34 protein-coding genes are annotated in these 23,418 nt (G+C 70.6%); 6 read left to right on the top strand and 28 right to left on the bottom strand.

Annotated features, from left to right (window positions below; translation table 11 throughout):
• Positions 1-147: 147 nt before the first annotated feature.
• From ACFWWQ_RS10800 to ACFWWQ_RS10840, 9 genes are read right to left on the bottom strand one after another with little or no spacing between them, the layout of a single operon-like run.
• Positions 148-636 (bottom strand): hypothetical protein, encoded by a 489-nt coding sequence (locus ACFWWQ_RS10800; RefSeq protein WP_384593469.1) that lies wholly within the window; start codon positions 634-636, stop codon positions 148-150.
• Positions 636-1,178: a phage tail tube protein gene (locus tag ACFWWQ_RS10805; RefSeq protein WP_384593472.1), complete on the bottom strand. Its 543-nt coding sequence runs from the start codon at positions 1,176-1,178 to the stop codon at positions 636-638. Before ACFWWQ_RS10805 ends, ACFWWQ_RS10800 begins: the two co-directional genes overlap by 1 nt.
• 10 nt (positions 1,179-1,188) lie before the next feature.
• On the bottom strand, positions 1,189-1,620 hold the full coding sequence (locus ACFWWQ_RS10810; RefSeq protein WP_384593475.1) for a minor capsid protein: 432 nt from the start codon (positions 1,618-1,620) through the stop codon (positions 1,189-1,191).
• Positions 1,617-1,973, bottom strand: a complete 357-nt coding sequence (locus ACFWWQ_RS10815) for a hypothetical protein (RefSeq protein ID WP_384593478.1) — start codon at positions 1,971-1,973, stop codon at positions 1,617-1,619. Before ACFWWQ_RS10815 ends, ACFWWQ_RS10810 begins: the two co-directional genes overlap by 4 nt.
• Positions 1,970-2,281 carry a hypothetical protein gene (locus ACFWWQ_RS10820; RefSeq protein ID WP_384593481.1) on the bottom strand — a complete coding sequence of 104 codons (312 nt, stop codon included), beginning with the start codon at positions 2,279-2,281 and terminating at the stop codon, positions 1,970-1,972. The genes ACFWWQ_RS10815 and ACFWWQ_RS10820 overlap by 4 nt, the downstream gene beginning before the upstream one ends.
• Positions 2,282-2,286: 5 nt before the next feature.
• Positions 2,287-2,706, bottom strand: coding sequence for a hypothetical protein (locus ACFWWQ_RS10825; RefSeq protein WP_384593484.1), 420 nt, complete (start codon positions 2,704-2,706; stop codon positions 2,287-2,289).
• 3 nt (positions 2,707-2,709) lie between these two features.
• Positions 2,710-2,934 carry a hypothetical protein gene (locus ACFWWQ_RS10830; RefSeq protein WP_384593488.1) on the bottom strand — a complete coding sequence of 75 codons (225 nt, stop codon included), beginning with the start codon at positions 2,932-2,934 and terminating at the stop codon, positions 2,710-2,712.
• Between the two features lie 9 nt (positions 2,935-2,943).
• Complete coding sequence (locus ACFWWQ_RS10835; protein WP_384593491.1) at positions 2,944-3,933, bottom strand: major capsid protein; 990 nt, start codon at positions 3,931-3,933, stop codon at positions 2,944-2,946.
• Between the two features lie 16 nt (positions 3,934-3,949).
• Positions 3,950-4,555, bottom strand: coding sequence for a hypothetical protein (locus ACFWWQ_RS10840; protein ID WP_384593494.1), 606 nt, complete (start codon positions 4,553-4,555; stop codon positions 3,950-3,952).
• A 435-nt stretch (positions 4,556-4,990) separates the two neighbouring features.
• Between ACFWWQ_RS10840 and ACFWWQ_RS10845 the strand changes: the two genes are divergently transcribed.
• On the top strand, positions 4,991-5,494 hold the full coding sequence (locus ACFWWQ_RS10845; RefSeq protein ID WP_384593497.1) for a hypothetical protein: 504 nt from the start codon (positions 4,991-4,993) through the stop codon (positions 5,492-5,494).
• 12 nt (positions 5,495-5,506) lie between these two features.
• On the opposite strand, the gene ACFWWQ_RS10850 is transcribed toward ACFWWQ_RS10845, so the two are convergent.
• The 3 genes from ACFWWQ_RS10850 to ACFWWQ_RS10860 all read right to left on the bottom strand — a co-directional run bounded on the left by ACFWWQ_RS10850 (position 5,507) and on the right by ACFWWQ_RS10860 (position 9,743).
• Complete coding sequence (locus ACFWWQ_RS10850; RefSeq protein ID WP_384593499.1) at positions 5,507-5,674, bottom strand: Rmf/CrpP fold protein; 168 nt, start codon at positions 5,672-5,674, stop codon at positions 5,507-5,509.
• Positions 5,675-5,691: 17 nt separating this feature from the next.
• Positions 5,692-7,929 (bottom strand): phage minor capsid protein, encoded by a 2,238-nt coding sequence (locus ACFWWQ_RS10855; RefSeq protein WP_384593503.1) that lies wholly within the window; start codon positions 7,927-7,929, stop codon positions 5,692-5,694.
• 338 nt (positions 7,930-8,267) lie between these two features.
• Entirely contained in the window at positions 8,268-9,743 is a 1,476-nt protein-coding gene (locus ACFWWQ_RS10860) for a phage portal protein (RefSeq protein WP_384593507.1), read from the bottom strand.
• Positions 9,744-9,789: 46 nt separating this feature from the next.
• On the opposite strand from ACFWWQ_RS10860, the gene ACFWWQ_RS10865 reads away from it, so the two are divergent.
• Positions 9,790-10,290, top strand: a complete 501-nt coding sequence (locus ACFWWQ_RS10865) for a hypothetical protein (RefSeq protein WP_384593510.1) — start codon at positions 9,790-9,792, stop codon at positions 10,288-10,290.
• A gap of 14 nt (positions 10,291-10,304) precedes the next feature.
• Here ACFWWQ_RS10865 and ACFWWQ_RS10870 read toward each other — a convergent pair whose 3' ends face one another.
• The 3 genes from ACFWWQ_RS10870 to ACFWWQ_RS10880 form a co-directional block, all read right to left on the bottom strand.
• The gene (locus tag ACFWWQ_RS10870; protein ID WP_384593513.1) at positions 10,305-11,546 is read right to left on the bottom strand and encodes a PBSX family phage terminase large subunit; all 1,242 of its coding nucleotides are present in this window, start codon (positions 11,544-11,546) and stop codon (positions 10,305-10,307) included.
• Between the two features lie 3 nt (positions 11,547-11,549).
• Entirely contained in the window at positions 11,550-11,999 is a 450-nt protein-coding gene (locus ACFWWQ_RS10875; protein WP_384593516.1) for a helix-turn-helix domain-containing protein, read from the bottom strand.
• Positions 12,000-12,148: 149 nt separating this feature from the next.
• Positions 12,149-13,861, bottom strand: a complete 1,713-nt coding sequence (locus tag ACFWWQ_RS10880) for a hypothetical protein (protein ID WP_384593519.1) — start codon at positions 13,859-13,861, stop codon at positions 12,149-12,151.
• A gap of 130 nt (positions 13,862-13,991) precedes the next feature.
• Between ACFWWQ_RS10880 and ACFWWQ_RS10885 the strand changes: the two genes are divergently transcribed.
• On the top strand, positions 13,992-14,279 hold the full coding sequence (locus tag ACFWWQ_RS10885) for a hypothetical protein (RefSeq protein WP_384593522.1): 288 nt from the start codon (positions 13,992-13,994) through the stop codon (positions 14,277-14,279).
• Positions 14,280-14,453: 174 nt separating this feature from the next.
• Here the strand turns inward: ACFWWQ_RS10885 and ACFWWQ_RS10890 are convergent, their stop codons facing one another.
• From ACFWWQ_RS10890 to ACFWWQ_RS10935, 10 genes are all read right to left on the bottom strand, one after another.
• Positions 14,454-15,239: a hypothetical protein gene (locus tag ACFWWQ_RS10890; RefSeq protein WP_384593525.1), complete on the bottom strand. Its 786-nt coding sequence runs from the start codon at positions 15,237-15,239 to the stop codon at positions 14,454-14,456.
• The gene (locus ACFWWQ_RS10895) at positions 15,236-15,580 is read right to left on the bottom strand and encodes a hypothetical protein (RefSeq protein WP_384593528.1); all 345 of its coding nucleotides are present in this window, start codon (positions 15,578-15,580) and stop codon (positions 15,236-15,238) included. Before ACFWWQ_RS10895 ends, ACFWWQ_RS10890 begins: the two co-directional genes overlap by 4 nt.
• The gene (locus ACFWWQ_RS10900) at positions 15,577-15,762 is read right to left on the bottom strand and encodes a hypothetical protein (protein ID WP_384593531.1); all 186 of its coding nucleotides are present in this window, start codon (positions 15,760-15,762) and stop codon (positions 15,577-15,579) included. The genes ACFWWQ_RS10895 and ACFWWQ_RS10900 overlap by 4 nt, the downstream gene beginning before the upstream one ends.
• Complete coding sequence (locus ACFWWQ_RS10905) at positions 15,759-16,004, bottom strand: hypothetical protein (protein ID WP_384593534.1); 246 nt, start codon at positions 16,002-16,004, stop codon at positions 15,759-15,761. Before ACFWWQ_RS10905 ends, ACFWWQ_RS10900 begins: the two co-directional genes overlap by 4 nt.
• On the bottom strand, positions 16,001-16,246 hold the full coding sequence (locus tag ACFWWQ_RS10910; RefSeq protein WP_384593537.1) for a hypothetical protein: 246 nt from the start codon (positions 16,244-16,246) through the stop codon (positions 16,001-16,003). Before ACFWWQ_RS10910 ends, ACFWWQ_RS10905 begins: the two co-directional genes overlap by 4 nt.
• Complete coding sequence (locus ACFWWQ_RS10915; protein WP_384593540.1) at positions 16,243-16,494, bottom strand: hypothetical protein; 252 nt, start codon at positions 16,492-16,494, stop codon at positions 16,243-16,245. The genes ACFWWQ_RS10910 and ACFWWQ_RS10915 overlap by 4 nt, the downstream gene beginning before the upstream one ends.
• An 87-nt stretch (positions 16,495-16,581) precedes the next feature.
• Positions 16,582-17,268: a hypothetical protein gene (locus tag ACFWWQ_RS10920; RefSeq protein ID WP_384593543.1), complete on the bottom strand. Its 687-nt coding sequence runs from the start codon at positions 17,266-17,268 to the stop codon at positions 16,582-16,584.
• A complete protein-coding gene (locus ACFWWQ_RS10925; RefSeq protein WP_384593546.1) occupies positions 17,265-18,104 on the bottom strand; it encodes a hypothetical protein in 840 nt (279 codons plus the stop codon). The genes ACFWWQ_RS10920 and ACFWWQ_RS10925 overlap by 4 nt, the downstream gene beginning before the upstream one ends.
• Before the next feature lie 28 nt (positions 18,105-18,132).
• Positions 18,133-18,291: a hypothetical protein gene (locus ACFWWQ_RS10930; protein WP_384593549.1), complete on the bottom strand. Its 159-nt coding sequence runs from the start codon at positions 18,289-18,291 to the stop codon at positions 18,133-18,135.
• A complete protein-coding gene (locus ACFWWQ_RS10935) occupies positions 18,288-18,551 on the bottom strand; it encodes a helix-turn-helix domain-containing protein (protein WP_384593552.1) in 264 nt (87 codons plus the stop codon). Before ACFWWQ_RS10935 ends, ACFWWQ_RS10930 begins: the two co-directional genes overlap by 4 nt.
• Before the next feature lie 214 nt (positions 18,552-18,765).
• Between ACFWWQ_RS10935 and ACFWWQ_RS10940 the strand changes: the two genes are divergently transcribed.
• On the top strand, positions 18,766-19,206 hold the full coding sequence (locus ACFWWQ_RS10940) for a helix-turn-helix domain-containing protein (protein WP_384593555.1): 441 nt from the start codon (positions 18,766-18,768) through the stop codon (positions 19,204-19,206).
• An 848-nt stretch (positions 19,207-20,054) separates the two neighbouring features.
• Here the strand turns inward: ACFWWQ_RS10940 and ACFWWQ_RS10945 are convergent.
• Positions 20,055-20,735 (bottom strand): TetR/AcrR family transcriptional regulator, encoded by a 681-nt coding sequence (locus ACFWWQ_RS10945; protein WP_384593558.1) that lies wholly within the window; start codon positions 20,733-20,735, stop codon positions 20,055-20,057.
• A 99-nt stretch (positions 20,736-20,834) separates the two neighbouring features.
• Here ACFWWQ_RS10945 and ACFWWQ_RS10950 point away from each other — a divergent pair, with 99 nt between their 5' ends.
• Together ACFWWQ_RS10950 and ACFWWQ_RS10955 are read left to right on the top strand one after the other, a co-directional pair.
• A complete protein-coding gene (locus tag ACFWWQ_RS10950; protein WP_384593561.1) occupies positions 20,835-21,800 on the top strand; it encodes an NAD(P)-dependent alcohol dehydrogenase in 966 nt (321 codons plus the stop codon).
• Between the two features lie 352 nt (positions 21,801-22,152).
• Positions 22,153-22,302 (top strand): hypothetical protein, encoded by a 150-nt coding sequence (locus ACFWWQ_RS10955; protein ID WP_384593564.1) that lies wholly within the window; start codon positions 22,153-22,155, stop codon positions 22,300-22,302.
• Between the two features lie 10 nt (positions 22,303-22,312).
• On the opposite strand, the gene ACFWWQ_RS10960 is transcribed toward ACFWWQ_RS10955, so the two are convergent.
• Both ACFWWQ_RS10960 and ACFWWQ_RS10965 read right to left on the bottom strand, forming a co-directional pair.
• A complete protein-coding gene (locus ACFWWQ_RS10960; RefSeq protein WP_384593567.1) occupies positions 22,313-22,609 on the bottom strand; it encodes an Rmf/CrpP fold protein in 297 nt (98 codons plus the stop codon).
• A gap of 75 nt (positions 22,610-22,684) precedes the next feature.
• The gene (locus ACFWWQ_RS10965) at positions 22,685-23,302 is read right to left on the bottom strand and encodes an AAA family ATPase (protein ID WP_384593570.1); all 618 of its coding nucleotides are present in this window, start codon (positions 23,300-23,302) and stop codon (positions 22,685-22,687) included.
• Positions 23,303-23,418: the final 116 nt, after the last annotated feature.

Here is a 23,418-nt window from a genome sequence, read left to right on the forward strand (position 1 = left end):
AGTCGGCCGACATCAGCCCCAGCACGCGCACGCGCAACCAGCGCCACGAACGCTCGCGCAACAGTGCGCGGTTGCCGAGGTCGATGCCGTAGACCTCGTGCAGGTCAGCCTCGACGAGCGGCCACTCGTCGAGAATGCGGACCCAGGTCAGCCCATCGGCGGCGTGGCCGCGTTGGGGCCCGGTACCGGGTGGGTATTCGTACCACTCGAAGAGCCCCGATTCGGGGTCGAGCTCGCCGCGCCCGATCGGGCCTGAGCGCGCCGCGTCTCCCGGTTCGGGGCCAGTTGAGAAGGGTCGCCGCCGGCGTTCCAGTACCGTTCGGCGGCCTCGGTGTCCTGCGCGATCCAGACCATGGCGGTGATGGCGGCGTGCTTGAGCGCGGGCCATGTGACCCCCGCCTCGACCATCTGCTCGTGAGCCCCGCCGAGGACCTCGCGGTACAGGTCGCGCTCGGCGGCGTCCGCGAGCACCTGCTCGTCGGCCTCGCCCCCGTCGGCGGCGACGGCCGCGGCGTTGATGATCGCCTGCACGCGCAGACCGGTCGCGGCCGACGGGGCGGGCACGGTGTAGGTGCGGCCCTTGATCGGCAGGTGCAGACACTCGTCGAGGAGTTCCTCCAGCGCCTTGAACGCCATCAGATGCCCGCCTCGTCGTCGCCGGCGAACACCGGCTCATCCGAGGTGTGCAGGATGACCGGACGGGCGGGGTTGCAGATCGCGGCGAGTCGGCCGGAGCCGGTCAGCGTGACCTTGATGGTGTCGACCTCGTCCGGGCCGCCTCCGTCCGGCTCCCACGTCACCAGGGCCGTGCCCTCGTACGCGTCGTCGGCGCCGTTGCGGTCGTAGTAGCGCACCCGCACATACGACTCGCTGCCGAACCGCATCGACGCCCGGCGGAGCGCTTCCTGCGCCGCGTTGAACTCCCCGGTCGTCGGGTGCGCGCGGTGCGCGATGGTGACCTCGATCGACCACGCGAGCATGGTCACGGCCTGCTCGACCCACCCCTCGGTGTCGTACGTGGAGACGTCCTGTTGTGTCGGTTCGATCTTCGTCGTGAACTCGGTGATCCCGGGGACCAGGGTCCAGCACGGGGCGTAGTCGGTGCCCATGTCGATCTCCAGGCGGTACCGGCGTGCGAGCGCGGTCACGGTCTCGGCCGGCGGCGTGGGGTTGTGCATAACGGTGCTCCTATTCGAGGCGGGGGTGCGCGCGGTGCGCGCGCAGGTGATAGTTCGCCGACCGCTCCATACGGCCGGACGCATCGGCGCCGATCGGCGCGGCCGAGGCGCGAGAGATGAGCTGCACCCGCACTGAGCCGAACAGGTGCGGCCCGGATGCGTGCAGCACGTCGAACACGGCATCGTCGAGGGCGTCGACCTCGCGCGGGTCACTGCTCGCGCGGGTGCGGACCTGGATGCCGGTAGTGGTGTCGGTGAGCGCCGCCGAGTCGAGGACCGGATACGCCGACAGACAGATCACACGGTCAGGGACCGGCGGGGTAGCGGCAATCGTGATCGCGGTCTCGCCCGGCGCATACACGCCGTCGGGCCGGTAGCAGCCGACGCAGGCGGTATCGAGCAGGCGGGCAAGACCGTCGAGCAGGTCGACGGTGTAGCTCACGAGCGCAGCGCCCGCCGGACCTGCGCAGCGATCAACGCCTGCACGTCGCCGCTCACTTCGGGCAGCACGGATTCGAGGTACTTCGCCGTCCGGCCCGGTGAGTGCCGCGCGGTGAGATCCTCGTGCACGCGCACGGCGTACGGGGTGTCGTAGCTGACGGCGGCGGCGAGCTGCTGCTCGTCCACCGACGCGGCGCCGGAGCGTTCGAGGGTGCCCTCGGCGATCGGCACACGCTGCCGCGATACGGCGAGGGTGTGCTCGGCGCCGAGCAGCAGACCGCGCGCGGCTGCCTCGCGCATCACGGCGGTCACGGCTTGCCCGTTCCAGTGGAGGCGGGCGTGTTGGGCGGTCATTCGCAGCTCACCTCCGTATTCGCCGGCACGGGCAGCCCCGGGGCGGTGTGGTGGGCAACGGCGAGTGCGGTGGTGGTGCGCCCGTCGGACAATGTGATGCGGCTGCCGGGCGGGCAGTACAGATCGGGGGCGGCGATGACGGTCGCGGTGGCGAGCACCTCGCGCCCGTCCGCGGCGCGCACCATGCGCGGCGCCTCGTCGACCAGGGCGGGCACGTCGCACACGGGCGCGTCGTAGCTCGGGCCGTACGCCGTATCCCCCGCATACGCCTCCACCGTGATCCGGTGGCGCAGCAGCCATCCGGGCACGCGCCTCACCACGGGCAGACCTCATCGGAGCTGAGCACATCGCCGGGCAGCAGCCCGGCCATATGCAGCGCCCGGTACGCGCGCGGGGCGAGCTCGACACCGCCCACGACGGGAGGCGAGGGCGAGCTGCTGCGCCCGGACAGGCTGACGGGGCCGATGCTGACCGCGTCCCACTGTTCCCCGGTGCCGGTGCCGTCCTCGCCGGTGGCGAGCCAATACTCGACCTGCGCACAGACCGCGCTCGCCAGGGCGGCGCGTATACGGGCCTCGACCGGATAGCCCATCTCGTCGGTGCGGTAGACGGCGGTCAGCAGGGCGGCGTCGATGTCCTCGGACGCGCGGGCGATCAGCCGTTCGGCGTCGTTGGGGACTGCTGTGCCGAGGTAGGCGGCGAGCTGCTCGCGGGTGGCGTAGCCGCACTCCACGGCTCACCCCCCTTCGTCCGTTGTCGGCTTGTTGCGGGGACGGGAGCGGGCCGCAGGTTTCGAGTCCTGCGGCCCGTCGTCGGCGGGGGTGATGCGGTAGCCGTGGCGCCGGAAATACTCGACGGCGCCCGGTGGCGGATCATCGACGACCGCGCGGCCGGCGGTGAACGCGACCCCGGCAATCAGCCCCGTGTCCCCGGTCGTTGGGGCGGTGATCTCGTAGCGCACGAGGTCTCCTTACCGAACGTGGATGTTGCGCAGCACGGCCGCGGACTTGGTGGCCTTGAGCGCGACCGCGACGGGGCCGAGCTCGACCTCGCCGCGCTTGACGGCGCCGGCGGAGTCGAAGTTCGGCAGCCACTGCCGCACCAACTGCGTGCCGACCGTGCTCACCCCGTGGAAACCGTCGAGGCCCAGACGCACCGCGTACAGGTCGGACAGGCCCGAGCCGAGTCCCTCGCGGTCCTCGATGGCGATGACCGGGTCGCTGCTGCCGGCCTTGTCGCCGAGGTCGACGAACGGGATACCCGCGTAACTCTCGACGGTCTGCCCGAAACTGTCCTCGCTGCGGGTGTAGTAGCCGGCCCTGCGCGCCAAGCTGCGCACGCGGGCAATGGTGCGCTTGTTGCCAAGGATCGCCGAGGGGGTGCCGTCGAGCAGACCGAGCCACTCGTCGAGGACGTCGAGCGCATCGTGCGCCGCGGCCTGGTCATCACCGAGGGCGGCCCCGGTCCAGTCCAGTACGCCGCCCGTGCCCATCTCCGTGGTGGACGCGGCGAGGGCGACGTCGAGACCGTCGAAACCGGTCTCGGCCCCGGGGGTGTTGTCGCGGCGCCCGTTGATGACCTGGTCGGCGAAGAACGCCCGAGCGCTCTTGACCGTCTGCCCCATCTGTAGGGCGACTTCATTCGTCGCGGCCGGCCCGAGGCCGGCGAGGACGCGGTCGACCTGAAAGGCGCCGCCGAGCGGGGCGAGGTCGACCGTAAAGCGGGCGCGGCGCGCCTCGGCGACGTCGTACTCGGTGTTGAAGGGACGAAAGGCGGCGCCGCGCTCCTCGATCACGCGCGTGTACCCGTAGGTGAGCGTCGCACCACCCCCGGCAGGGTTCACCGAGTTGTCGAAGGTGAGGTTGTCGAGCAGCCAACTCGACTTGCGGAACTCATCGATCAGAGTCAGGTCGATGTCGTCGAAGGTGTTCAGCTTGGCGTCGGCGAGAGTGATCGCCATGTTTCAGGCTCCTTGGTCAGCCGCCGAGGCGGGCGGCGATGGCGTCGTGCAGGGAAGCGGGGCGACGTTCACCGGCCGGGGCGCCGTTGAACTCGGCGCCCGAACGCGCCGGCGCTGCGGGCGTGGCGCGGTAGAGCTCGGGGTCGGCCTCCACCGCGGCGGTGATGGCAGCGGCGAGCTGCTCGCCGAACTTCGCGTCGGCCGGGTCAAGTGCGGCCAGCGCCTCGGCGAACGTCCGGGAGTTGAGCAGCCGGTCGGCCCGCGCGCCCTGCTCGCCCGCGGCCTTGTAGGCGGCGAGTTCAGCGCGGGCGGTGCGCAGCTCAGCGGCGACCTGGTCGAGCTGCTTGTCGCGCTCGGCAACATGGGCGGCGAGCTGCGCCGGGTCCTGCGCGTTGTCGTCGGCGCCGGGGTTGAGCGCCCGGGTCACCGCATCGAGGGCGGCGCGCAGCTCGTCGCGCTCGGCCGCGGCCTGCTCGGCGGTTGCGAGTTTCTGCTCGACGACCGGATCGGAGGCGGCAGGTGCCGGGGACGCGGCCTGTGGCGTGGCGCCTGTGGCCGGCGGTGCGCTGGTGCTCGGGTCGGCGCTGTTTGCCGGAGCGGGGTTCGTGGCGGGTTCAGACATGCGGGATTGGCCCTCCGTTGCGTGGCCTGTGCGGGAGTTGGAGGCGGGTATCTCGGTGCAGATGCGGGCGCGCCTTGAGATCATGGGGCGACCAAATCGCGGTGCGAGTGAGCCGGATGCGTCCTATCGGATGGTTAGGAGACTGGTGTGTCCGCTGGTTCGAGTCCCCCTGTGCCAAGCAGTCCGGGTGACGGGCAGCCGATCGCCGAACCTGCCGCCGGGGCGTCTGGAAGCACGGCCCCACCGGATGGCGCAGCTCCCCGGGACAAGCCTTGGTGGGTTCAACAGCTCGTGGTTCCCGCTGCCTTGATCTTGGTCGGGACTGCTATCCCTTCCGTGTGGGCGTGGGTCAGCGACGCGATATCCGGCCCCCCGGGTCTCAAAATCGCTTCAATCGGCCCTGGCGGATGTGTTCCGCAATACACCGAAGCGAACTTGATCGAGCTGAAGGCGAATCCAGATCAGGCCCGTACGGGGGTGCCAGTCCTGACTAAGGGGCCCGAGCACGTCGAGATCCCGATCACGTTGCAGGCTGCGACCAGTCAAGCAATCGTTGTGACAGGTATGAGCCTCAACGTCACATCGAGTAAGCCAGTGCCGCAAAGTGGGTCGATCGTCAAGGCCAGCGACTGCGGTGGCGGAGTGGATGAACGACTCTACGAGGTCACGCTTCCTACAGTGCAGACCTCGGCGCAGCCCCGCGTCGTGGGGATGGGGAAGAACGGAGTGGGGTTCCCATACAAGGTGACCTCGGGCGACCCTGAGCAGCTGACCGTGCGCCTGAAACCGGTCGATCGGGACATCCGGTTTACCGTGACGGTCACCTGGGTCTCGGATGGCGAGACCAGCACCTCGACGCTCGACAACGACGGTCACGGCTATCGAGTCATGGGACCAGGAAACCTCGTCCAGTACGCCCCGATAGACCTGTACCACTAACGCGGCAGGAGGCTACCCCTCGTCGTTGATGGGGAAGGGGTTCGCCTTGTTGTAGCCGCGGATCCACGCGGTACGCCGCAGGTCGTCGGCCGCGTAGGGGCACGCGTTGCGTGGGACGTCGTTGCGGCCGGCCTCCTTGCCCTCGTTCAGCGCACGCACGAGCTGCTCATGCTCGGCCATGCGGCGGCCCCCTTCGCTCACAGGCGGTTGTCGCGGTCGGTACGGCTCTTGCGGGCGGTGTCCGCGGCGTCTGACCGGATACCGGTGATCTGCTCGGTGTACTCGGCAAGCGTAGTGCGCGGATTCTCCGCCCACCAACGTTTGAGATCCTCGCTCGCGCGGGCGTACGCGACGTGCGCCGGCCCGCTGAACAGCGCGTAGGGGTCGATACCTTCGGCCGTGGCGCGCCGGTTGAGCAAGTAGCCGTTTGTGGCGTCCTCGGCAGCGAGGTACTGCGCGTGGACGTGGTCGCGGTACATCTCCCGAACCTGCTCGCGGGTGTAGGCGCCGCGGGCGGACTGCTGCTCTGCCTCGCGTTGGGCGACCCACCGCTCGGTGGCGGACATACCCGCATGCCGGTCGGCCTCATCGAGGGCGAGGTGCCCCCACTCGTCCGGATCGGCGAGCGGTTCGAGCGCCTTGTCGACCGCGTCGCGGTTGGCGAGGGTATCCGCCGGGGCCGTGCCGGTACGGGCCTGTACGCGCGGCGCGGGCGGGTACCGGCGGTCGATCTCGGCGGCGATCCGCTCGGCCTCATCCCCGCGGGCATAGCGCACGGCCCAGCCGAGCACATCGGCGTCAACCCGTGAGAGATCCGCCGCGAGTTGCCCGCCGGGGAACACGTCGGCGAGCAGCCGGCGCCGGTTGGCTTCGGCGGCGATCTCGGTGCGCTCGGCCGCGTCGGCGTGGCGGGCGCGTTCGGCGAGCTGCTGCTCGGAAAGGCCGATCAGATCGCGGCGGGCGCCGGGCAGGGCGGCGTCGATGTCGCGCCGGTCCATCGCGGCCATGACGCGCAGCATGTCGTCGTCGCCCAGGTGCGCGGACACACGGGCGAGCTCGTTGTCGCTGAACGGCGTCAGGTCACCGGCGAGCCGACCGCGGGGGCGCACGCGGTCGAGCAGCGCCTGCTCGTCGCGGCGGTCGGCCTCGGCGGCGATCCGATCGCGGTCGCGCTCGTCGAGGACTCCGGGACGGAGCGCGGCGCCGAGCTGCTCGTCGCTCATCTCAGGCAGGGTGCGCGCGTCACCGGAGCGGACGCGCGCGGACTCGAACGCATCCGAACCCGGACCATCCGGAGTGCCGGGGCGGCCGGCGGTGCCGCGGCTGGGCGGCAGGTTGCCGGCGCCGAGCTGCTCGCGCTCGCGCCGTCGGATGAGCTCGGGGTGTGCGGCGAGGTGCTCGCGCTGCTTCTTCTGCCACTGCCGCACCTTGGCCTCGGCCGCCCGCTTGCCCTCGGGCGACGTCGAGGCGGCGGCGCGGTTCTTCCATTTCCTGATGCCGCGCTCGATCGCCCGCTGCTTCTGCGTTGCCTCATAGCCGTCAGGGTCCTCGGAGTGCTCGACGGGGGCACGGGTGACGCCGGGCAGATAGGCGCTCGTCGAGTGGCGGCAGTTGGGATGCTGAAAGCCTTGCCGACGGGCCTCGTCGAGACTACCGGCGATCTGCACACGCACCGTGCGGCCGTCCTCGACGGCGTGCTCGACCTCGACCGAACGCGCTCCCCCGGGGCCGTCGAGGGACAGCACCTTGCCCTCGAACGGAGCGCAGAGCGGGCACTCGTGCGGCGCGTTGGAGACGATCACGAGATCGAGGCCGGCAGCACGCAGACGGTCGCCGTGCCCCTCGACCGCCGCACGCCCAACGGACGTGCGCACCGCCATCTCCGCGTAGCTCGTCATCTGCCACGCACGCCCGGACCGGTCAACGAACGTCCGCAGACCGCGATCGGCAAACCGCTCCATGGCGCGCTGCGTTGCCTGCCGACGGGTGTCGATCCCGAGCAGCGGCGTTGCGGACACCTCGGCGACCACCTGCCGGTAACCGTCCTCGACGCCACGCAGAATCCCCCGGTGCGTCTCGGTGACGAGGTCGACGGTTTCCTGCGCGAGCCGGTCGACCGCCCTCGTGTTGGGGGTCGTGTCGGCGATCCGGCGGGCGTCCGCGTCATGCAGGGCGCCGAGCTCGACCAGGCCGGCCCGCGCACCAACGTTGTAAGCCTCGGCGACCGTGTCGAACACCTCCAACTGCATGGCGCTGCCGAGGGCGTCGACGACGCTCTGCGCGGCACGGCGCAGCGGCTGGATGTCGGCGAGCTTCGCCGTGGCCCAGCCGGGCGCCTCGTACCCGTCGGCGAGCTGCCGCGCCACGATCCCGAGCAGCCTCTGCTCGGCACCCGCATACAGGTTCTGTACACCAGCCGAAAGGTCTTCGGCCATCCCCGGATGGACCGGCATACGCCCCCCCGAAAACGTGAGGTCGCACCCCTCGTCGAATTTAGTTTGGCCCAATGGATTTAGTTTCGTTTAGTTTGGTAACTGGGTGACCAAACTAAATACGCGCGCCTTTGTGTGCATTTCCTGTGAGTTTCCCTCGGGGAGAGAAATGCATTATGGTCGCGCTCATGTCTGTTGGTTTTCAGCAACTGGGCATTCTTGCCCTGCCGGCATTTTTCCTGTTGGCGGCTCTTTCTGCTGTGGCTGTATCCCATAGAGATCCCGGGGTGCGAGCACGTGCTGAAAGAGTTCTCCGCATGCTCCTCCGCATACGGTGAAAATTAGTTCAGCAGCCCGGCCTGCATGGGGTCTGGGACGGCGGCGCCGGTCTCGGTCAGGATGCGGTCGACCTCGGCCTGCACGGCGGTGTCGTCCCAATCGGGGTGCAGCGCGCGCACCTTCGTATCGGTGCTCACGGCCTGCGCCTGATGGAGCAGGGACAGGGTCTGTGCGACCGATTGCGGGTCCTCGCTCACGCCGTCGCCGAAGGTGACGCGCGGCCGGTCGACGACAAGGCCCGGGGTGAACATCGCTCGGTCGAGTCGCAGCATGACGAGCAGGATGTGCGCGAGGGCGGGGCGCCAGTATCGCGACTTCTTGTCACGCGTGATCATCGAGCGGCGCTCTCGGGCGGTGACCTCGGTCGCGGTGACGGCGGCGCCCTGGTCGCCGAGGCCGAAGCTCTGCGCGGAGTAGCCGGCGGAGCGTACGGCCTGCTGCACGAGTGCGTCGGCGGTCGACTGGTGCTCGGCGACCCTGATCGCGAACTGAGACAGGGTGATGCCTGCGCCCTCGGTGGGCGGGATGTTGAGGCCCTGCCAGATTTCGCGGTCGTCGTCGAACGAGGCGCCGCGGCCGGGGCCGTGATCGCGCAGGTATCCGTCGGGGATGATCAGCCGCGCCCTGCCGAGCCTGATGTCGCGCAGCCACGATGACCATGTCTCGTCGAGTGCGTCCATGAGGTCATGCAGGGGCGCGGCGTAGTCCGAGCGTCCGAACGGGCTCCCGCGGTGGCGGCGGTTGGGCCGGATGTTGGGCACGTACGCCGCGGTGAGCTCGGGTATCCCGGTCTCGATCGCGTCGCCCTCGGGGCCGAGGGAGGCGGCGAGGGCGGCGACCTCGGGGTGCTCGGTGAGCGGCACGCGCCGGCCGAGGTGGTCGGCGGTCCCCTCGTACAGGCCGTGCAGGATGCGCCCCGGTTCGTGGTGTTCGAGGTGGCGCCATACGGTCGAGCTGTCCGAGGCGAGCTCGTGCCAGAACGTGACTTCTGTCAACTGCCCCCAGCGAAAGCGCGGTACGGCGGCGTCGGCGTGCACGACCGTGAGCAGCGGGCGGGGGGCGAGCGAGGTATCCCACGTGACGCGGAGGACCACGCCGCCGAGCGCGGCGGCGACCTCGGCCGCTTCGAGAAGGGTGTTCTCGATGCCGTCGGCCTCGACGAGCTCGGCGAGCCGTTCCTGCGCGCCGGTGTCCGGCACGGTGAACGCGGGCGGCTCGGAGAAAAGCAGATCGGCGCTCGTGGTGGCGATGTCGCCGGCGAGCGGGATGTGCAGGCGGGTGTCGCGCTTGCCGGGCTGGGGGTCGCGGTGGCGGGCCCACAGTCGGCGCCGGCCGTCCTCGCGCTGCGGCTGGTGCTGGTAGACCTCGGCGAGCTTGGTTCGGTCACCGGAGTACCAGGCGTCATCGACGCGCAGCTCGCTGTAGAGCGGGGCGAGCTGTGGCGGCGGCCAGGGTGCGCCGTTCTCAGGAAGTGCCACGGCGCTCACCTCCTCGCTCCACGGACGCTGTCGTACCTTCAGGTGTATGGATGAGTGGAGTGATGTCAGAAACAACATGCGCGGCGGCCGAGTTGGGGGGCACGTAGTCCAGGCAGGCAGCATCCAGGGCGATGTAGTAATCGGAGACATCGGGACGGCTGACAGGCACGATCGGACTCACCTTCGCTTTCTGGAGGCAGCAGAAGAGGCTGAACGTGCCGGGATGCGTCTTCAGACCGCGGTGGACCGAGTCAAGTCTCGAAAGGTTCCGCCCCCGCCCCCGCACCCTGGGGACAGGTCGGATCCGGTGCGGGAAGCCGACCGGGCAGCTAAGGAGTCTCTGGCGGCCCTGAAGCAGAGGTTGAGGAGAATTGAGCTTGCCGGAGATCCGGCCGTCATCTCGGTGGCGAGATTGCTGGTTGAGCGAGCAGAGGCATACGTTTATCTCTCAAGGCTCGGAAGTGAACACGAAAAGCCGGTCAGAGCGGGACGCCACTTCCACACGAGCATGGACCGGTTCGCCACCGCAGCCGGAGCGGCTAGGTGATGTAGGCACCGGCTCTACGAGATTTGGCGGCCGGTGCCTTTGAGCAGGTGCCGCCACTCGTGAGCGGTGCTGTGGACGACGTACCGCAGCGCGTCGACACTGTGATCGTCCTTCTTCAGCGGCTTGTCCTCGCCGCGCGCCGCGGCCTCTTCCGACCATGCGTAGCCGGGCAACTCGCCGAGCAGCCCCTCGCAAGAGCGATGCACGCGCAGCAGACCCGAGTCGAGGGCGGTCGCGGTCGAGCGGATGCCGTCGAGCACCGAGTTGTCGGCGCGGGCGACGCCGGGGTGCCCGTCTGCCCATAGCTGAGTGAGGAACGAGGCGGCGCTCGGGTCGACGAACGTCCATGCGGGCGTGACGTCGAGCTCGGCGAGCCATGCGCGGACGGCGCGGCTGTACTGCGCGTCGGTCATCTGCCGGTGAGCCTTGCGGGCGTCGTGGCGCCACTCGGCGACCGCGTACAGCCGGTCGTCGTCGCCGAGGCCGAGCAGGATCGCGGAGAACGGGTTGCTCGTGCCGTAGTCGACGCCGAGCCAGTGCCGGCGCATGGGCGGCAGCTCGTCGACGATGTGCTCGGCCTCGTCGAACATGTCGTAGACGCTGCCCTCGGCGACGACCCACGCGCCGTCGATCATGCGGCGGCGCCACAGACCGACGTACTCGGCCGACAGCGCAGCGACGTACGCCGGGGACACCGAGGGGTTGTCGGCGAGACGGAAGTGCCACGAGGCGAGGTCGAGCTCGGCCTCGCGATCGAGGTACGAGACGCGGAGCCAGTGCCTCGGCGAGTCCGGGTTCGTGGTGGCGAGCAGCCGCGCCCCGGTCACGGACAGGCGGGCGAGTAGCTGCGTCCAAAAAGCTTCGGGGACGAGGGTTGCCTCGTCGACGTAGGCGAGGGCGGCGGTGGCGCCGCGCAGCCGACCCTCGGCCCGCGCATCACTCGCACCGATCAGGTGCACGGTACGGCCGAGGATGTTCGCCGTGGTCGCGCCACGGGTGTGCCGCACCTCGTCGGCCGCGACCCCGAACAAGCCGACGTCTTGAAGCGGCTCGATGATGTTCCGCTCGATCGTCTGCAACGATCGGCCACACACCAGGATCAAGCCGGTTGCCGGCGCACGGCGCAGCGCAAGCAGGAACGCCAGAAGTGAGGCGATCGTCTTGCCCGAGCGCACGCTGCCATGCCAGATCGAGATGCGCGCGCGGGTCGACTCGCGGATCGAGCGCAGTTGCTTGTCGGACAGGGGAGCGCGCATAGCTCACCCCCCGTCGTGGTCACCACCGTTGGCCGGACCGAGCAGGGCGTCGGCGAGCTTGTCGAGCATCGAGCCGCCCGCACTGCCGCTCCCGGTATGACGAGCCAACTCCGCGACACGGGCGTGCACTTCAGTCAAGGCGCGGGCGGCGGTGGCGTGGTCGCGAGCATCGCGCGCGTTCTCTGCGGCGGTGGTCTTGGAGACCTGCCCGAGGGCGCCATCGAGCGACTCGTCGGCGAGCAGCTCGCGCCGCGCGGCAGCATCGGCCCGTCGCGCCTCGGTCGCCGCGGCCACACGGGCGCCGCCACTGAAGGTGAGACCGCGCTCGCGCGCGATCTTCGACACGCTCGCCGCGCTGCGCCCGATCGTCCGGGCGATCTGGTTACGCGACTGGCCCTCGGCGTGCAGGCGGCGAACCTGCTCGCGGTCGGCCTCGGTGATCGGCTCGGCCATGGCGCCACCTCCCGGCAGGCATGCGTACGCCCCGCCGACGGGGGAGCGGCGGGGCGTACGGGATGGGGGAAGTTTCCGGGCACGCCGGAGGCGCTCCCGACTTTAGGTCACGAACAGATAACGGCGCAAGCCTCTGTCGGGAAGATCGTTCACTGAAAGAGCGAGCCCTGTTCGGCGTCGTCGCCGAGCGCGAACAGTGCCTCATCGGTCGCCGCCGGCTTGCTGGCGATCCACCTCTCGCGCCACGTGCCCGCGGCCTCTGCTTCGTCGGCGTTGCACTCCTCGCACGTGTCGACCTGCTGCTCGCTGTCGCGGTGCTCGACGCACAGCAGATCCCACACGTACAGCGGGTCGCCGGCCGGGGCGTTCTCCCTGACGTTCATCTCGGTGGCCCGGTTGGCCGCCTGTACGGCGCAGTCGTATGCCTCGACGCATCCCTCGTCGTTGAATACGCCGGCTTCCTGGTTGGGCTGCTTGCGGGCGCACGCCTTGACCGGGTCGCCGGACACGTCCGGGCAGGGCGTGATGCGGTGCAGGCAGGCGGGGGCGATGCTGCACTCGGAAGCGATCCACTCGGCGCCGCCGGCGATGACGACGCGGGCCGGCTCGTTCGTGCGGTACGTCATGCCCTCGACGGTGCGCACGTTTCCGTCGCCACACACGACGCGTTCGCCGGACCGGAACAGCGCGGCCGAGGCCGATTCGATCGCGGCGGCCGTGACCGGTGCAGGTTCGGTGTCCTCGGCCGGTCGCTCAACGATGACGCACTGCGAGCTGCGCAGCATGGGCCAGACGCTCCAGCCTCGACGGCGCAGGCGGTCGGCGAGGCAGTCCAGCGCGGGTCCGTGCGGCATCTGGTCGCGCCGGACAATGCGGCCACCTTCGAGCCAGAACACGCGCACCGCACCCGGCGTGCGGGGGTCGACCAGGTACCCACGCACGTTCTGCTCGTCCTCGGCCGGCTCGGTGACGTCGTGGTGCTCGGTCATGGTCGCCACGGCGAGGCCGTCGAGGGCAGCGCGGGCGGCGGCGACGTCAGGGTGCGAGGCGTTGCTCGGGGTGCTGCCCTCGGCGGTGCCGGCGTGCTCGACGACGACGCCCTCGACGACGCGCTGCTCGCCGGCCAGCGGTGCGCCGATCTCGCGGGCGACCTGCTCGGCGAGGTCGATGGATGCGGCGTACTCCCCGTCGTCGATCGTCCGGGGGTCTGCGGTGAACGCGTGCAGCTCGCCGTGCACGGCCGTGATGGCGCCCGGCCACGCGCCGCACAGAAGCCCGACGACGTGCTCGCGCTCGATTACGAGCACGTCGCCGTCGAGGATGTGCTCGCGGCACTGCGTCGCGTCGTACGCCCCGCTCGTCGAGCGGAAGCGATGCGCGAGCGGGCCGGCCGCGCGCGCCTCGGCGTGCTCGCGGTTGAGCCGTGCCGCGGTCGCCTCGGCGTCGTCCTGGTTGGTCGCCTCGACGGGCATCTCGCCATCGTGGTTGTCCCACACGCTGTACTCGGTACCGGGCTGCGCGCCGTACTCGCTACCAGCCTTGATGACGCGGTAGCGCGCCCCGTCGTTCTGCTCAGCGTCGGCCTGCTCGACGGTCTCGGCAAGAGCGACCGCGGCGGCGAGCGGCGAGGCAGCGCCGAGGCGCGCGGCCTCGGCCCGCTTCTCGGCGCCCTTGTGGCACGTGGCGCACGGCTCGTACCCCTTGTCGAACAGGGCGACGGCGGAAGACAGGTCTTCGTACGCGCTGATCAGCCGGCCGCACAGGGTCTCGTCATTGCGGGGCGAGTAGTGGACACGCTTACCGCGGCCAACGGTGGCGTAGGTGACACCGGCCTGCTCGGTGAACGTCTCGCGCTGCTCCATGAGTTGACTCCCTCTCGGTGACTGTGGCGCCGCCCGGTGTTCGGTGGCGCGCTCCATTTATAGGGGGTCTAGAAGATGAATTTCAAGAGGGTCTAGAAAAGAATCTTGGATGAGCCCGTACGCTGCTCCCATGAACACGACTGACGACGCCGAGCAGCAGCGGGCCGCGCTGCGCGCCCGCATGGCCGAGCACCTCGACGCCGCCCTCGCCCCCCTCGCCGAGATCGCCGACCCCGTCGAACGCGAGCGAGCCGCGCGCATCCTGGCCGACGATCTGCTGCCGGATGCGGTGAAGCGGGTCAAGGCCGTACGGGGCGAGGTGGTGCGCGGGATGCGCCAGACAAAGACCTTGCGGGAGGTGGGCGAGCAGCTCGACCTCTCCATCGCGCGCGTGGACCAGATCGCCAAGGGCAAGTAGCGCGCGGGCCCCGGGGGGGGGGGTGGCGCGCGGCCGCCGGCGCGCGCACCCCGGCGGGGCCCGGGCCCCCCCCCACGCTGGCTCCACCGAGGCGCGGGGGGGCGCGCCCCCGCCCCCCCCCCCCCCGCGCGGGGGGGCGGGGGGGGGGCCGCGCCCCCCCCCCCGGCCGGCGACCTAAGCCGCGGTAGCCACGTCCACCCCAAGCGCGGCGATCAGCTCGGGAAGGTCGCCCCACTCCCACACACGCGCCCGTTCCGTACGGTCGAGGGGGACCGGCGCCGAGCAGCCCCTGCCACCCGAGCAGGTCACCCTCGGCGCCTCGTCCGGGTCGGTGTGCAGGGTGAGCTCGCCGCCGCACCACGGGCACGGCCGGTCGGGCACGGACGTGGTGCGCTGGTCGAGGCCGAGGGTTCGCAGCAACCGGCCCTCGGCGAGGCGCGCGGTACGCCGTGCCTCGTGCAGCAGATGCGGGGGCAGGGGAGCGAACGGCGGCGCGGCGAGGGGGCCGTCGAGCTGCTGCTCGGGCTCGGTGTCCTCGCCGAGCACGCGCCCCTCGACCCACACGCACGCGAAGTGCAGGCCGTGCGCGCGTGAGCCGGCCGTGCCCCGTGCGTCTGCTGCGCCCGGGTGTTGGTAGTCCCATCGACGCGGGTCGCCGCGTTCTGCGTGCTGGATGGCGGCGGCGAGGGTGTCGGCGAGGGCGAACACCTGCCGCTCGATGGCGAGGCCGGCGTCGAGCGCGTCGACGTTCAGCGGGGCGGGGTGCTCGCGCAGCACGAGCGGCGCCCGGTCCTCGACGACGAGCTGCTGGTCGTCGTCGGCGCGCAGGGTGTGCGCGAGCTGCCGCGGGGGCCAGACGTCCGCGGGCGGGGTCTCGATGGCGAGCAGCAGCTCGGCCCACTGCTCACGGATGGAGCGCAGGGCGGCGACGGTCTCGTGTACGGCGGTGGCGTAGCTCATCGGCTCCCCTCCTCGACGACGTGCGGGCGCAGGGCCTCGGCCTCGGCCGCGTACCGGTCGCGCTCGGCCTCTGCCTCGACGATGGCCTGCTCAGCAGCCTCGACGCGCTTGTGCAGCCGTATAACCGCGGCCTGCTGCCCGCCGGCGCTGCGCCGGAACGTGTCGCACTCGGCGACCTCGTCCTCGACGTCGCCGCGGAGTTGGGCGGAGTCCTCGGCGCTCAGCACCCCGCGGTCGGCGCGGGCGAGGAACAGCCGGAAGCGGTCGCGGCGGGCGTCGCGCTCGGCCTCGCGGGAGGCGATCCGGCCGCGACGGGAGTCGGAACGGGTACGGGTGGTCATCGGCGGTTCTCTCTCCTCAGTGCGGTACAGGTATGGCAGCGCGTTGAGCAGGTGTCGCGAACGGTGGTGGGCCGTCGTTGGCACAGCGGCCCGGGGGAGCGGCGGCCGGTGAAGCGGGCGAGCATCAGGAGGGCGACGGCGGCGAGCAGCGCGACCAGGGCGAGCACGGGATCGACGGTCATCGGGCGGTGTCTCCACCTGCATGGGTACGGCGCAGCAGTCGAGCGGCGAGGCGCCGAGCGCCGCGGGTCTCCCGCGCGCGAGGCGCGACCGGTCGCGCGTGCCGGGTGCTGTTGATCTCCCATCCCTCGATGGCGAGGTGGTCGAGGAGGTCGGCGGCGGTGAGTGTGGCGAGGTGGGGTGAGACGTCGAGCGCGTCGGTGAGGTGGGCGGCGATCGTGGCGCGAGCGGCGGCCGGGGTCATCGGTGCTGTCCTCCCGTGGTGTGGCGGGCTCGGGTCTCGCGAGGGACCGGCGGCGTGCTCATGAGTCGGGCGAGGCGCTGCTGCTCGTCTGCGGCCTGCTCGGCGGCGCGGGCGGCGGCGTCGATGTGGCAGGGGCGCGGGGCTGCACGGCGGCCTCGGCCCTTCTCGTATCGCCGGTAGCCGGTGCGGAGCAGCTCACGAGGCTCGGAGCGCGACGGTTGCCCGCTTCCTGCGGCGCTCATGCGAACCCCACCTTCCGGAGCGGCGTCGGCGTGACGCCGGCCCCGGATTCCTGCTCGGTCTCGAAGCTGACGACGAGCTCGCCGCCCAGCTCGCGCACCGTTGCCTCGACGGGCTGTCGGCCGTCGGCGAGCGCCGCCCCCGCAGCGTCGAGAAGCTCCCGCACCGCGTGAATGGGGGCGGGAAGAGGAAGCGCGTATTCGTGGCGGGTAACGACGATGCGGCGGTGCCGGATCGGTACGACAGACATGGGCATGACTCCCAACGAAAGAGCTGGATGCGGAGCGGCCTTGTGTGCGCGGGGCGCATAGGCGGTCGACGCATGCGGTCAACGGGGTTACGCCGCGGCGTCGTTCTGCTGGGCGGCGAGGCTTTCGGCGTAGGCGGCTTGCCGTTTGTCGTGGGTGTGGGACCTGAGCTCGCGTCCGCTCGGTGCCTTGCACGGCCGCCGGGCGGCGGCGCGGCATGTCGGGTGCGGGCAGTCGACGGCGTACTCGGGGAAGTGCTCGCGGCGGGTACCGATGCCGTTCCGTGCGAGCTCGTCACGGACCTGAGCGGGCATTGCCCCGGTAGCGGCTGCGAGGGCGGCGAGGCGGTGCTGCCCGGCAGGGTCGAGGGCGCGGGATGCGGCGTTCGGGCGCTGCTGGCCGGTGGCGACGGCGGTGCGGGTGCCGACGATTTCCGCTCGGTAGGCGGTGACGTCGTCGGGGTGCGCAGTGGGCAGGGGGTCGGTGTGCCGGTTCATGAGGTCTGCGCGGTGGCCGGCCCATGCGGCGAGCAGGTGGTGCGGCTCGATGGCGTAGTACCGGGCGGACTGGTCGCCGCCGCGCCGCTCGTAGTAGTGCCGGACGACGTGCGAGGCGTCCCAACCGCCGTCGGCGGTGGTACCGGGGACGTCGGCGAGGGCCTCGGCCCATCGGGTGATGGCGACCGCGGCGAGTTCCTCGTCGGCGACGACACGACCGAGGCGGCCGTCGAGGGTGGCGGCGTAGTGCAACAGTGCAGCAATTTCACGGCGGTTCATGAGGCCGGGTCCTCCTTTTCGAGTAGGGCGAGGCCGGCGAGCAAGGCGTCGGCGGATGAGGTGGGCACGGGCCGACCACGGAGCGGGACGACGTTCCCGGCAGCCCCCGCACCGGCTCTTGGGCCGGTAGGGGAGTGGTCGAGGTCGCCCCACACGCGCAGCCAGTAGCGGGCCGGTTTCGGCTCGGTGCCCGGTTGGGTGCGGCGGGTGGCGAGCTCGACGAGGGCCTCGACGCCGTGCTGCTCGACGAGGCGCCAGACGTCGCGCTGCTCGCCGAGGCCGAGTGTCCAGCGGACGGCGACGCCGGCAGCAGCGAGCGCGTCGCCGAGCGGGTGCAGCTCGGGAATCAGCGGGGACCGCGCGGAGGCGTTCGCACGCGGCTGCTGCTGTGCTTCCTGTTCTCTCCTGCTCTTCATGTTCTGGGGGCCGGTTTCCGCTCCCCCTCGGGCCGGATTCCGGCCCCCGTCCGTACCGGATTCCGGTCCCCGGGGGGCCGGTCCTCGGCCCGGGGCGGAATCCGGCCCGGACTGATTTCCGGCCCCCTCTACGGGGACGGGGACGGGGACGGGGGCGGCGACGAGCGGCAGGCGGTAGACGGTCTCGCCGCGGGGGCCGGTGATGTCCTCGACGATGGCGAGCTCGCCCGAGCCGAGCAGTGTGTCGACGGCGTCCCGCACGGTCGAGCGGGCGGCGCGGGTGCGCTGCACGAGCATTGCCGTACCGGCGTAGGCGACACAGTCAGCGTTCGCCTTGTCCGCGATGGCGAGCAGCACCGTTCGAGCGGTACCTCGGGCGGTGGCGTGATCCCATACCCAATCGGTCGCGGCGCGGCTCAACGGTCCTTCTCCTTGCTGGTGTTGGCGATCAGGGGACCTCGGGGCGTCCGGCGAGGGCGGCGGGGGTGTGTAGGGGGCAGCGGTAGCCGGTGAGGTAGCGGCGCACGCCGTCGAGGGCACGGCAGTAGCGGCCGGCAGTGCCGTCCCAATGCCAGCAACGGGCAGGGGCGGCAGGCTCGTTGCTCACTGCGCGGCGTCGGCCGTGGCGGACTCGGCGCCCTCGGGCGACTCGCGGGGCGTCACTTGTGCCGCCCCGTACAACTCGGCTGCCGTCAGGCCGTAAGCGGCCTCGATCCGGGCCAAGGTCTGACCGTTCGGCAAGGACCGGCCCTTACGCAACCGCCACGCCGTAGACGGGTCGATCCCCAGACGGCGGGCCACTGCGGCATCGCTGGTGTCCCCCACGGCATTCCAGGCGGCGATGAGACGGGCGTGATTGAAGTGCACGGCGACCTCCCACGTTCGTTCGTGCTGGGAAGAACGTAATGTCGATTGTTCGTGCTAGCAAGTACCTTAGGGGTGGCAGGGCGTCGGCGAGGTGTCACCCTCACGTTTCGGCCAATGGTTCGATCGAGGTGACGCCTCGCAGGTGGGGGTGAAAACGGGGGGCGTTATGCGCACCAGCGCATGCTGATCGGGCGAGCCGGGGTATCTTGCGTGCATGCGAAGGATCGAACGAGCACGAACGATAAGTGCTGACGCGCGGGAGGAATTCGCACAGTGGTTGCGCGAACGCCTCACCCAACTCGGCTTTGATCTCTCCACCCCGAGGGCCGGCGGGCAGGCGCAGTTCGCGCGCGCCGCGGGCATCTCACACCCGGTCGTATCGCGAACCCTCCGCGGTACCAATACGCCGACACCCGAAGTGCTGGAAGCCATGGCGCCCGTGCTTAAGGTGCCGCTGCGTGAGCTGCTCGTACGGGCCCACATCCTCACGGAGGACGAGATGCCTCCGGCGACCGCCACCCCGGCGCGCCGTCATACCCCAGAGGAGCTGGCGGCCCTCGTTGGCATTCGGGAACCGCAACTCGTCCAGCAACTCGACGTGTTCGTCGCGGGGCTCCTGGCGCAGCAGGCGCGGAATCAGGCGGCAGGGGAATAGCGGCCTGTGGCCACCCTCCTCGGTGTCCGAATCCAAAACGCGCGGCTGGAATATGCCACACGTGGTCACGCTGTGTGAGTTTCCCTAGGTCGTCGCCCTGTCCGCAGGTAGGCTGCGCCCCCTTGTGTGGTAGCGCTGCGTCGGAAGGGCAGCATGAGCCGCGCACGGTAAGTAACGGTGCAAGAGGGGGAACCGGGTTTGGTCTACCCAACGGGAGTAGTGGCAGCAATTTCCGCAACGTGCGCCGTCACGGCGGCGCTCGGCGCGGCAGCGGTCAGCAAATCCAGGACGCGCCACGCGGCACGCGCTGGCATCGTTGTCACGATGGTGTTGACGCCCGTCGTCGCGATGGGGGATCGCCGACGCCGTGATGAGCGGGCGGTTCGCCGCGGGTATCGGGTCGCCGTCGATCAAGTGCGCCGCGGGGTGCTCTAGTTGTCAGGGTTGGCGTCCGGGTCGGTCGGGGGAATGGTCCGCACTCCGCTGTTGCTCGGCCTCGAATGCATCGCGCGGGGGTGCCTGTGTGTGGCCGGATGTGTGGCCAATGTGTGGCCGGACGGCTCCGTACAGGCTGTCATGCCTTGAACTGAGACGAAGTGCCGCCCGGCGCTGACCCGCACAAACAGCGACCGGGCGGCATGGACTAGAACCCTCTGTCACGAACCTTGTTGGACTTGTAAAGCGAAGGTCGTCGGTTCGAATCCGACAGGGGGCTCTTGTGCTGAACAGTGGGAACGCCCCGGGCGAGTCTTCGGCCGGGGCGTTCTGGCGTCCATGGGGGCATCAGGGCCTGTTACGAAAGTGGAGTTGTCGGACTGGACGTGCCCTGCGGCAGGTGCCGTTTCACGTCAGGCTCTCGGGGGCCGCTGTCCCGGGGGACTGTCAGCTGCAATCGGGAGGCTGCGCAGTGTGAGCGTAGTCGGCGGAGGCAGCGGTTCGTTGGCCGTGTTGGTGCGGAACGACTGGAGCAGATAGGCCACCAGCCGCCGGGACGCTGCACCATCACCCGGTAGGGCGGTTGCCAGACCGCAGTGTGCCAAGAGGACCACGGCGAGGTCGGAAGGGTGAAAGTCGGCCCGCAGCGCGCCCGACGCCTGGGCCCTGCGTACCAGGGTCGTGAAGTCCCGCTCGGCTCGTTGCCGGGACTGCGCGTGTTCCGACGTGCTTTCCGGGAAGGCCGTGACGAACGCGGCCGGGAACCCGCGTTCCTCCCGTTGCAGAGCGCAGACCGTCTCGATCAGGTGCTGGAATCCCTGCCACGGGTCAGGGGCTGCCAGGGCCTCGGTGAGCGTCCGCGCGCAGGTCTCCATCTGCTGCGCGAACGCGCCGCGCACCAGGGCGTCCCGGGTCGGGAAATGCCGGTACAGCGTCGCCACGCCGACCCCGGCCCGACGGGCCACGGTCGCCATCGGAGCGTCGATCCCGTGCTCCGCGAAGACCGCACGGGCGGCGACGAGGACGCGCTCCCGGTTGCGCCGGGCGTCCGCCCGCACCCCGTCCCGGGCTGTGATCCGAGAGGATTCCGCCATCACTGTCTCTCGCTTCCGTTCCAAACGGACGATTGCGTCCACTTAAGAGCTTACGGTCGATGCCAGACCTGTACGGCCCCCGGCGGCAAAGGCAGAACGATGAACGACCGCATGATGAAGGCAGTGCTCTACGACCGCTACGGCGGCCCCGATGTGCTCTACACGGGCCGCGTGCCACGCCCCGAGCCGGCCCACGGCGAGGTCCTCGTGAAGGTGCGCGCGTTCAGTGTCAACGGCAGCGAACTGGCAGTCCGTGCCGGCCGTCTCCGTCTCCTGAGCGGCCGGAACTTCCCCAAGCGCGTCGGCTTGGACTTCACCGGCGAGGTCGCCGCACTGGGTGCCGGAGTCACACGGTTCGCGGCCGGCGACCGCGTATGGGGGGTCTTGGGCCGCACCTCCGGGTTCGGCAGCGCCGCCGAGTACGTGACCGTGCCCGCCGAACGGGTCGGCCGGCTCCCCGACGGCCTTGACCGGGTGAACGCCGCCGCGCTTCCGGTGGCCACCACGGCCATCACCGCCCTACGGGACAAAGCCGGGCTGCGCCCCGGCGAACGGCTCCTCGTCCGGGGCGCGGCGGGCGGTGTCGGCAACGCCGCCGTCCAGCTCGGACGGGCGTACGGCGCCGAGGTCACGGCCCTCGCCCGCGCGGCCAGCCTCGACTTCGTCCGCGGGCTCGGCGCGCACGAGGCCGTCGACCACCGGATGGTGCGGCCGGCGGAACTGGGCCGCTTCGACGTGGTCCTGGACACCGCGGGGACCGACCTGCGGGCCTTCCGGCGCTTACTGAATCCCGGCGGGCGCATGGTCACCATCGCCTTCGATCCGAAACGGCCCGCTGCATCGCTCGGCTACCTCGCGGCCAGCACGGTCCACGGACGCGGCCGGGTGCGCTACTTCAGCAGCAACCCCACGCGGGCGGACTTCGACGACCTTGCCCGCCATGTGGTCGAGGGCAAGCTGAGCCCCGCGGTGGACACGGTGTTCCCCCTGGAGGAAACAGCAGCGGCACACCGGGCACTGGAGGCGGGCGGCGTCCAGGGCAAGTATGTGGTCAAGGTCGCGTAGGACCCCGGTGGGGGTGCTGATCACAGCCACTCGGATTCCGCGTCGGCGCAGGTAGGCGCGGTTTCTGCGGGAGGTGTATGAACCCGCCGCGCGAGCGTCCCAGCCCGTGATCACCACGTTGGTTCGGGTGTGGCCCCAACTGACGTGCAGTGGGCGCGGATTGAACCGTTGCTTCCCGCTCGTGCACCGAAGTGGGGGGACACCGGCGCGATCAGCGGTAGGTGATGGCACAGGTCACAGACGCATGTGCATGCCATGCTAATCTGCCGCATCATCGCATAACTGACCGTCTGACCAGCGGAGTTGGCTTCTGGCGGCTTCTGCCGGCTGGTTGAGGCGCTGAGGAGAACATATGAACAACGGTAAGAAGAAGCTGACTGCTGTTGCTGTTTCAGCAGTACTTTCCTTGTCGGTGCTCGGCCTGACCTGGCAGGCGGCGGCTGAGTCTCATGGGGCCACCAGCAAGACCGTGGCCACTCAATGGCCCGGGGCGCAGGGCTAGTCTGTCGAGGTCAGCCCTCTGCGCTGAGGGGGAACGGGTTCGCCTTGTTGTAGCCGCGAATCCACGCGGTACGCCGCAGGTCGTCGGCCGCATAGGGGCACGCGTTGCGCGGGACGTCGTTGCGGCCGGCCTCATTGCCCTCCCTGCCTCGCGTTCGGCGACCCACCGCTCGGTGACGGACATCCAACCCGTGAGAGAGCCGCCGCGAGCCGCCTGCCCGGGAACACGTCGGCGAGCAGCCGGCGCCGGTTGGCCTGTCGGGGTTCGGCCGGGGCGTTCTGGCGTCCAGGGGCGTTCTGGCGTCCATGGGGGCATCGGCCGGGCCGGTCGGTGGCCTGAGCCCCGGTGGGTGGGGGCGAGTCGGGGATCTGAGCGGGGCCGGTCACCGGATCAGGGCGGTGACTGCTGCCTCGATGGGGTCGGTGTCCGGAGCGCCCTCGTCTGTGGTGTCGACTTCTACGATGGCGTCGACTCCACTCGGTGGATCGAAAATTGAGCGCTTCCAGTCGCCTTGCTGGAACTGGGACAAGAGTTGCCGGTCGGTTGCCCCGCCGTTGGCTGCCCGGGCGCGGAGGCGCTCGTCGATGACCGATGTGCGGGCGACGACGTGAACAGCGAGTATCCGGGCGTCACATGCGAGTAGGTCGTCTATCAGCGTGCGCGACAACACGGAGGACTCCACGACGAAGCTCACGCCTGAGGAGGCGAGTAGCTGGGCTGTGTTGACCATCACGGACTCGGCGCGGAGGCTCAAAGGGCCGCCGGCGATGTGGAATTCCGGGGTGAGTTGAACGCTGCCGTCCTCGGTGGCGGAAGCCAAGGAGAGTCCGAGGCCGACCTTGATCTCGTCCCGGGTCAGGAACGGCACACCGAGGCGGCGCGCCGTCGCGCGGGCAACGGTGGTCTTTCCGGCCCCTGGGGACCCGCATACGGTGACCACTACAGGTCGTTCGCGCCTCAGCATCCGCCGATGCTGCCGGATCTTGACTGTGGTGTCCATGGGCCGACCGGGCGGCGCCTGCCGTCGCCCGTCGTCGCTTCTTCGTCCGGTCCGCCCCGGGCGGGTCGGTTTGCCGTCGGAGGGTGGGTACCGGCCCTCGACTCTCCGCCGCGGCT

The sequence above is a fragment of the Streptomyces sp. NPDC059080 genome (assembly GCF_042739975.1).
In the GTDB taxonomy this organism is placed as follows: Bacteria; Actinomycetota; Actinomycetes; order Streptomycetales; family Streptomycetaceae; genus Streptomyces; species Streptomyces benahoarensis.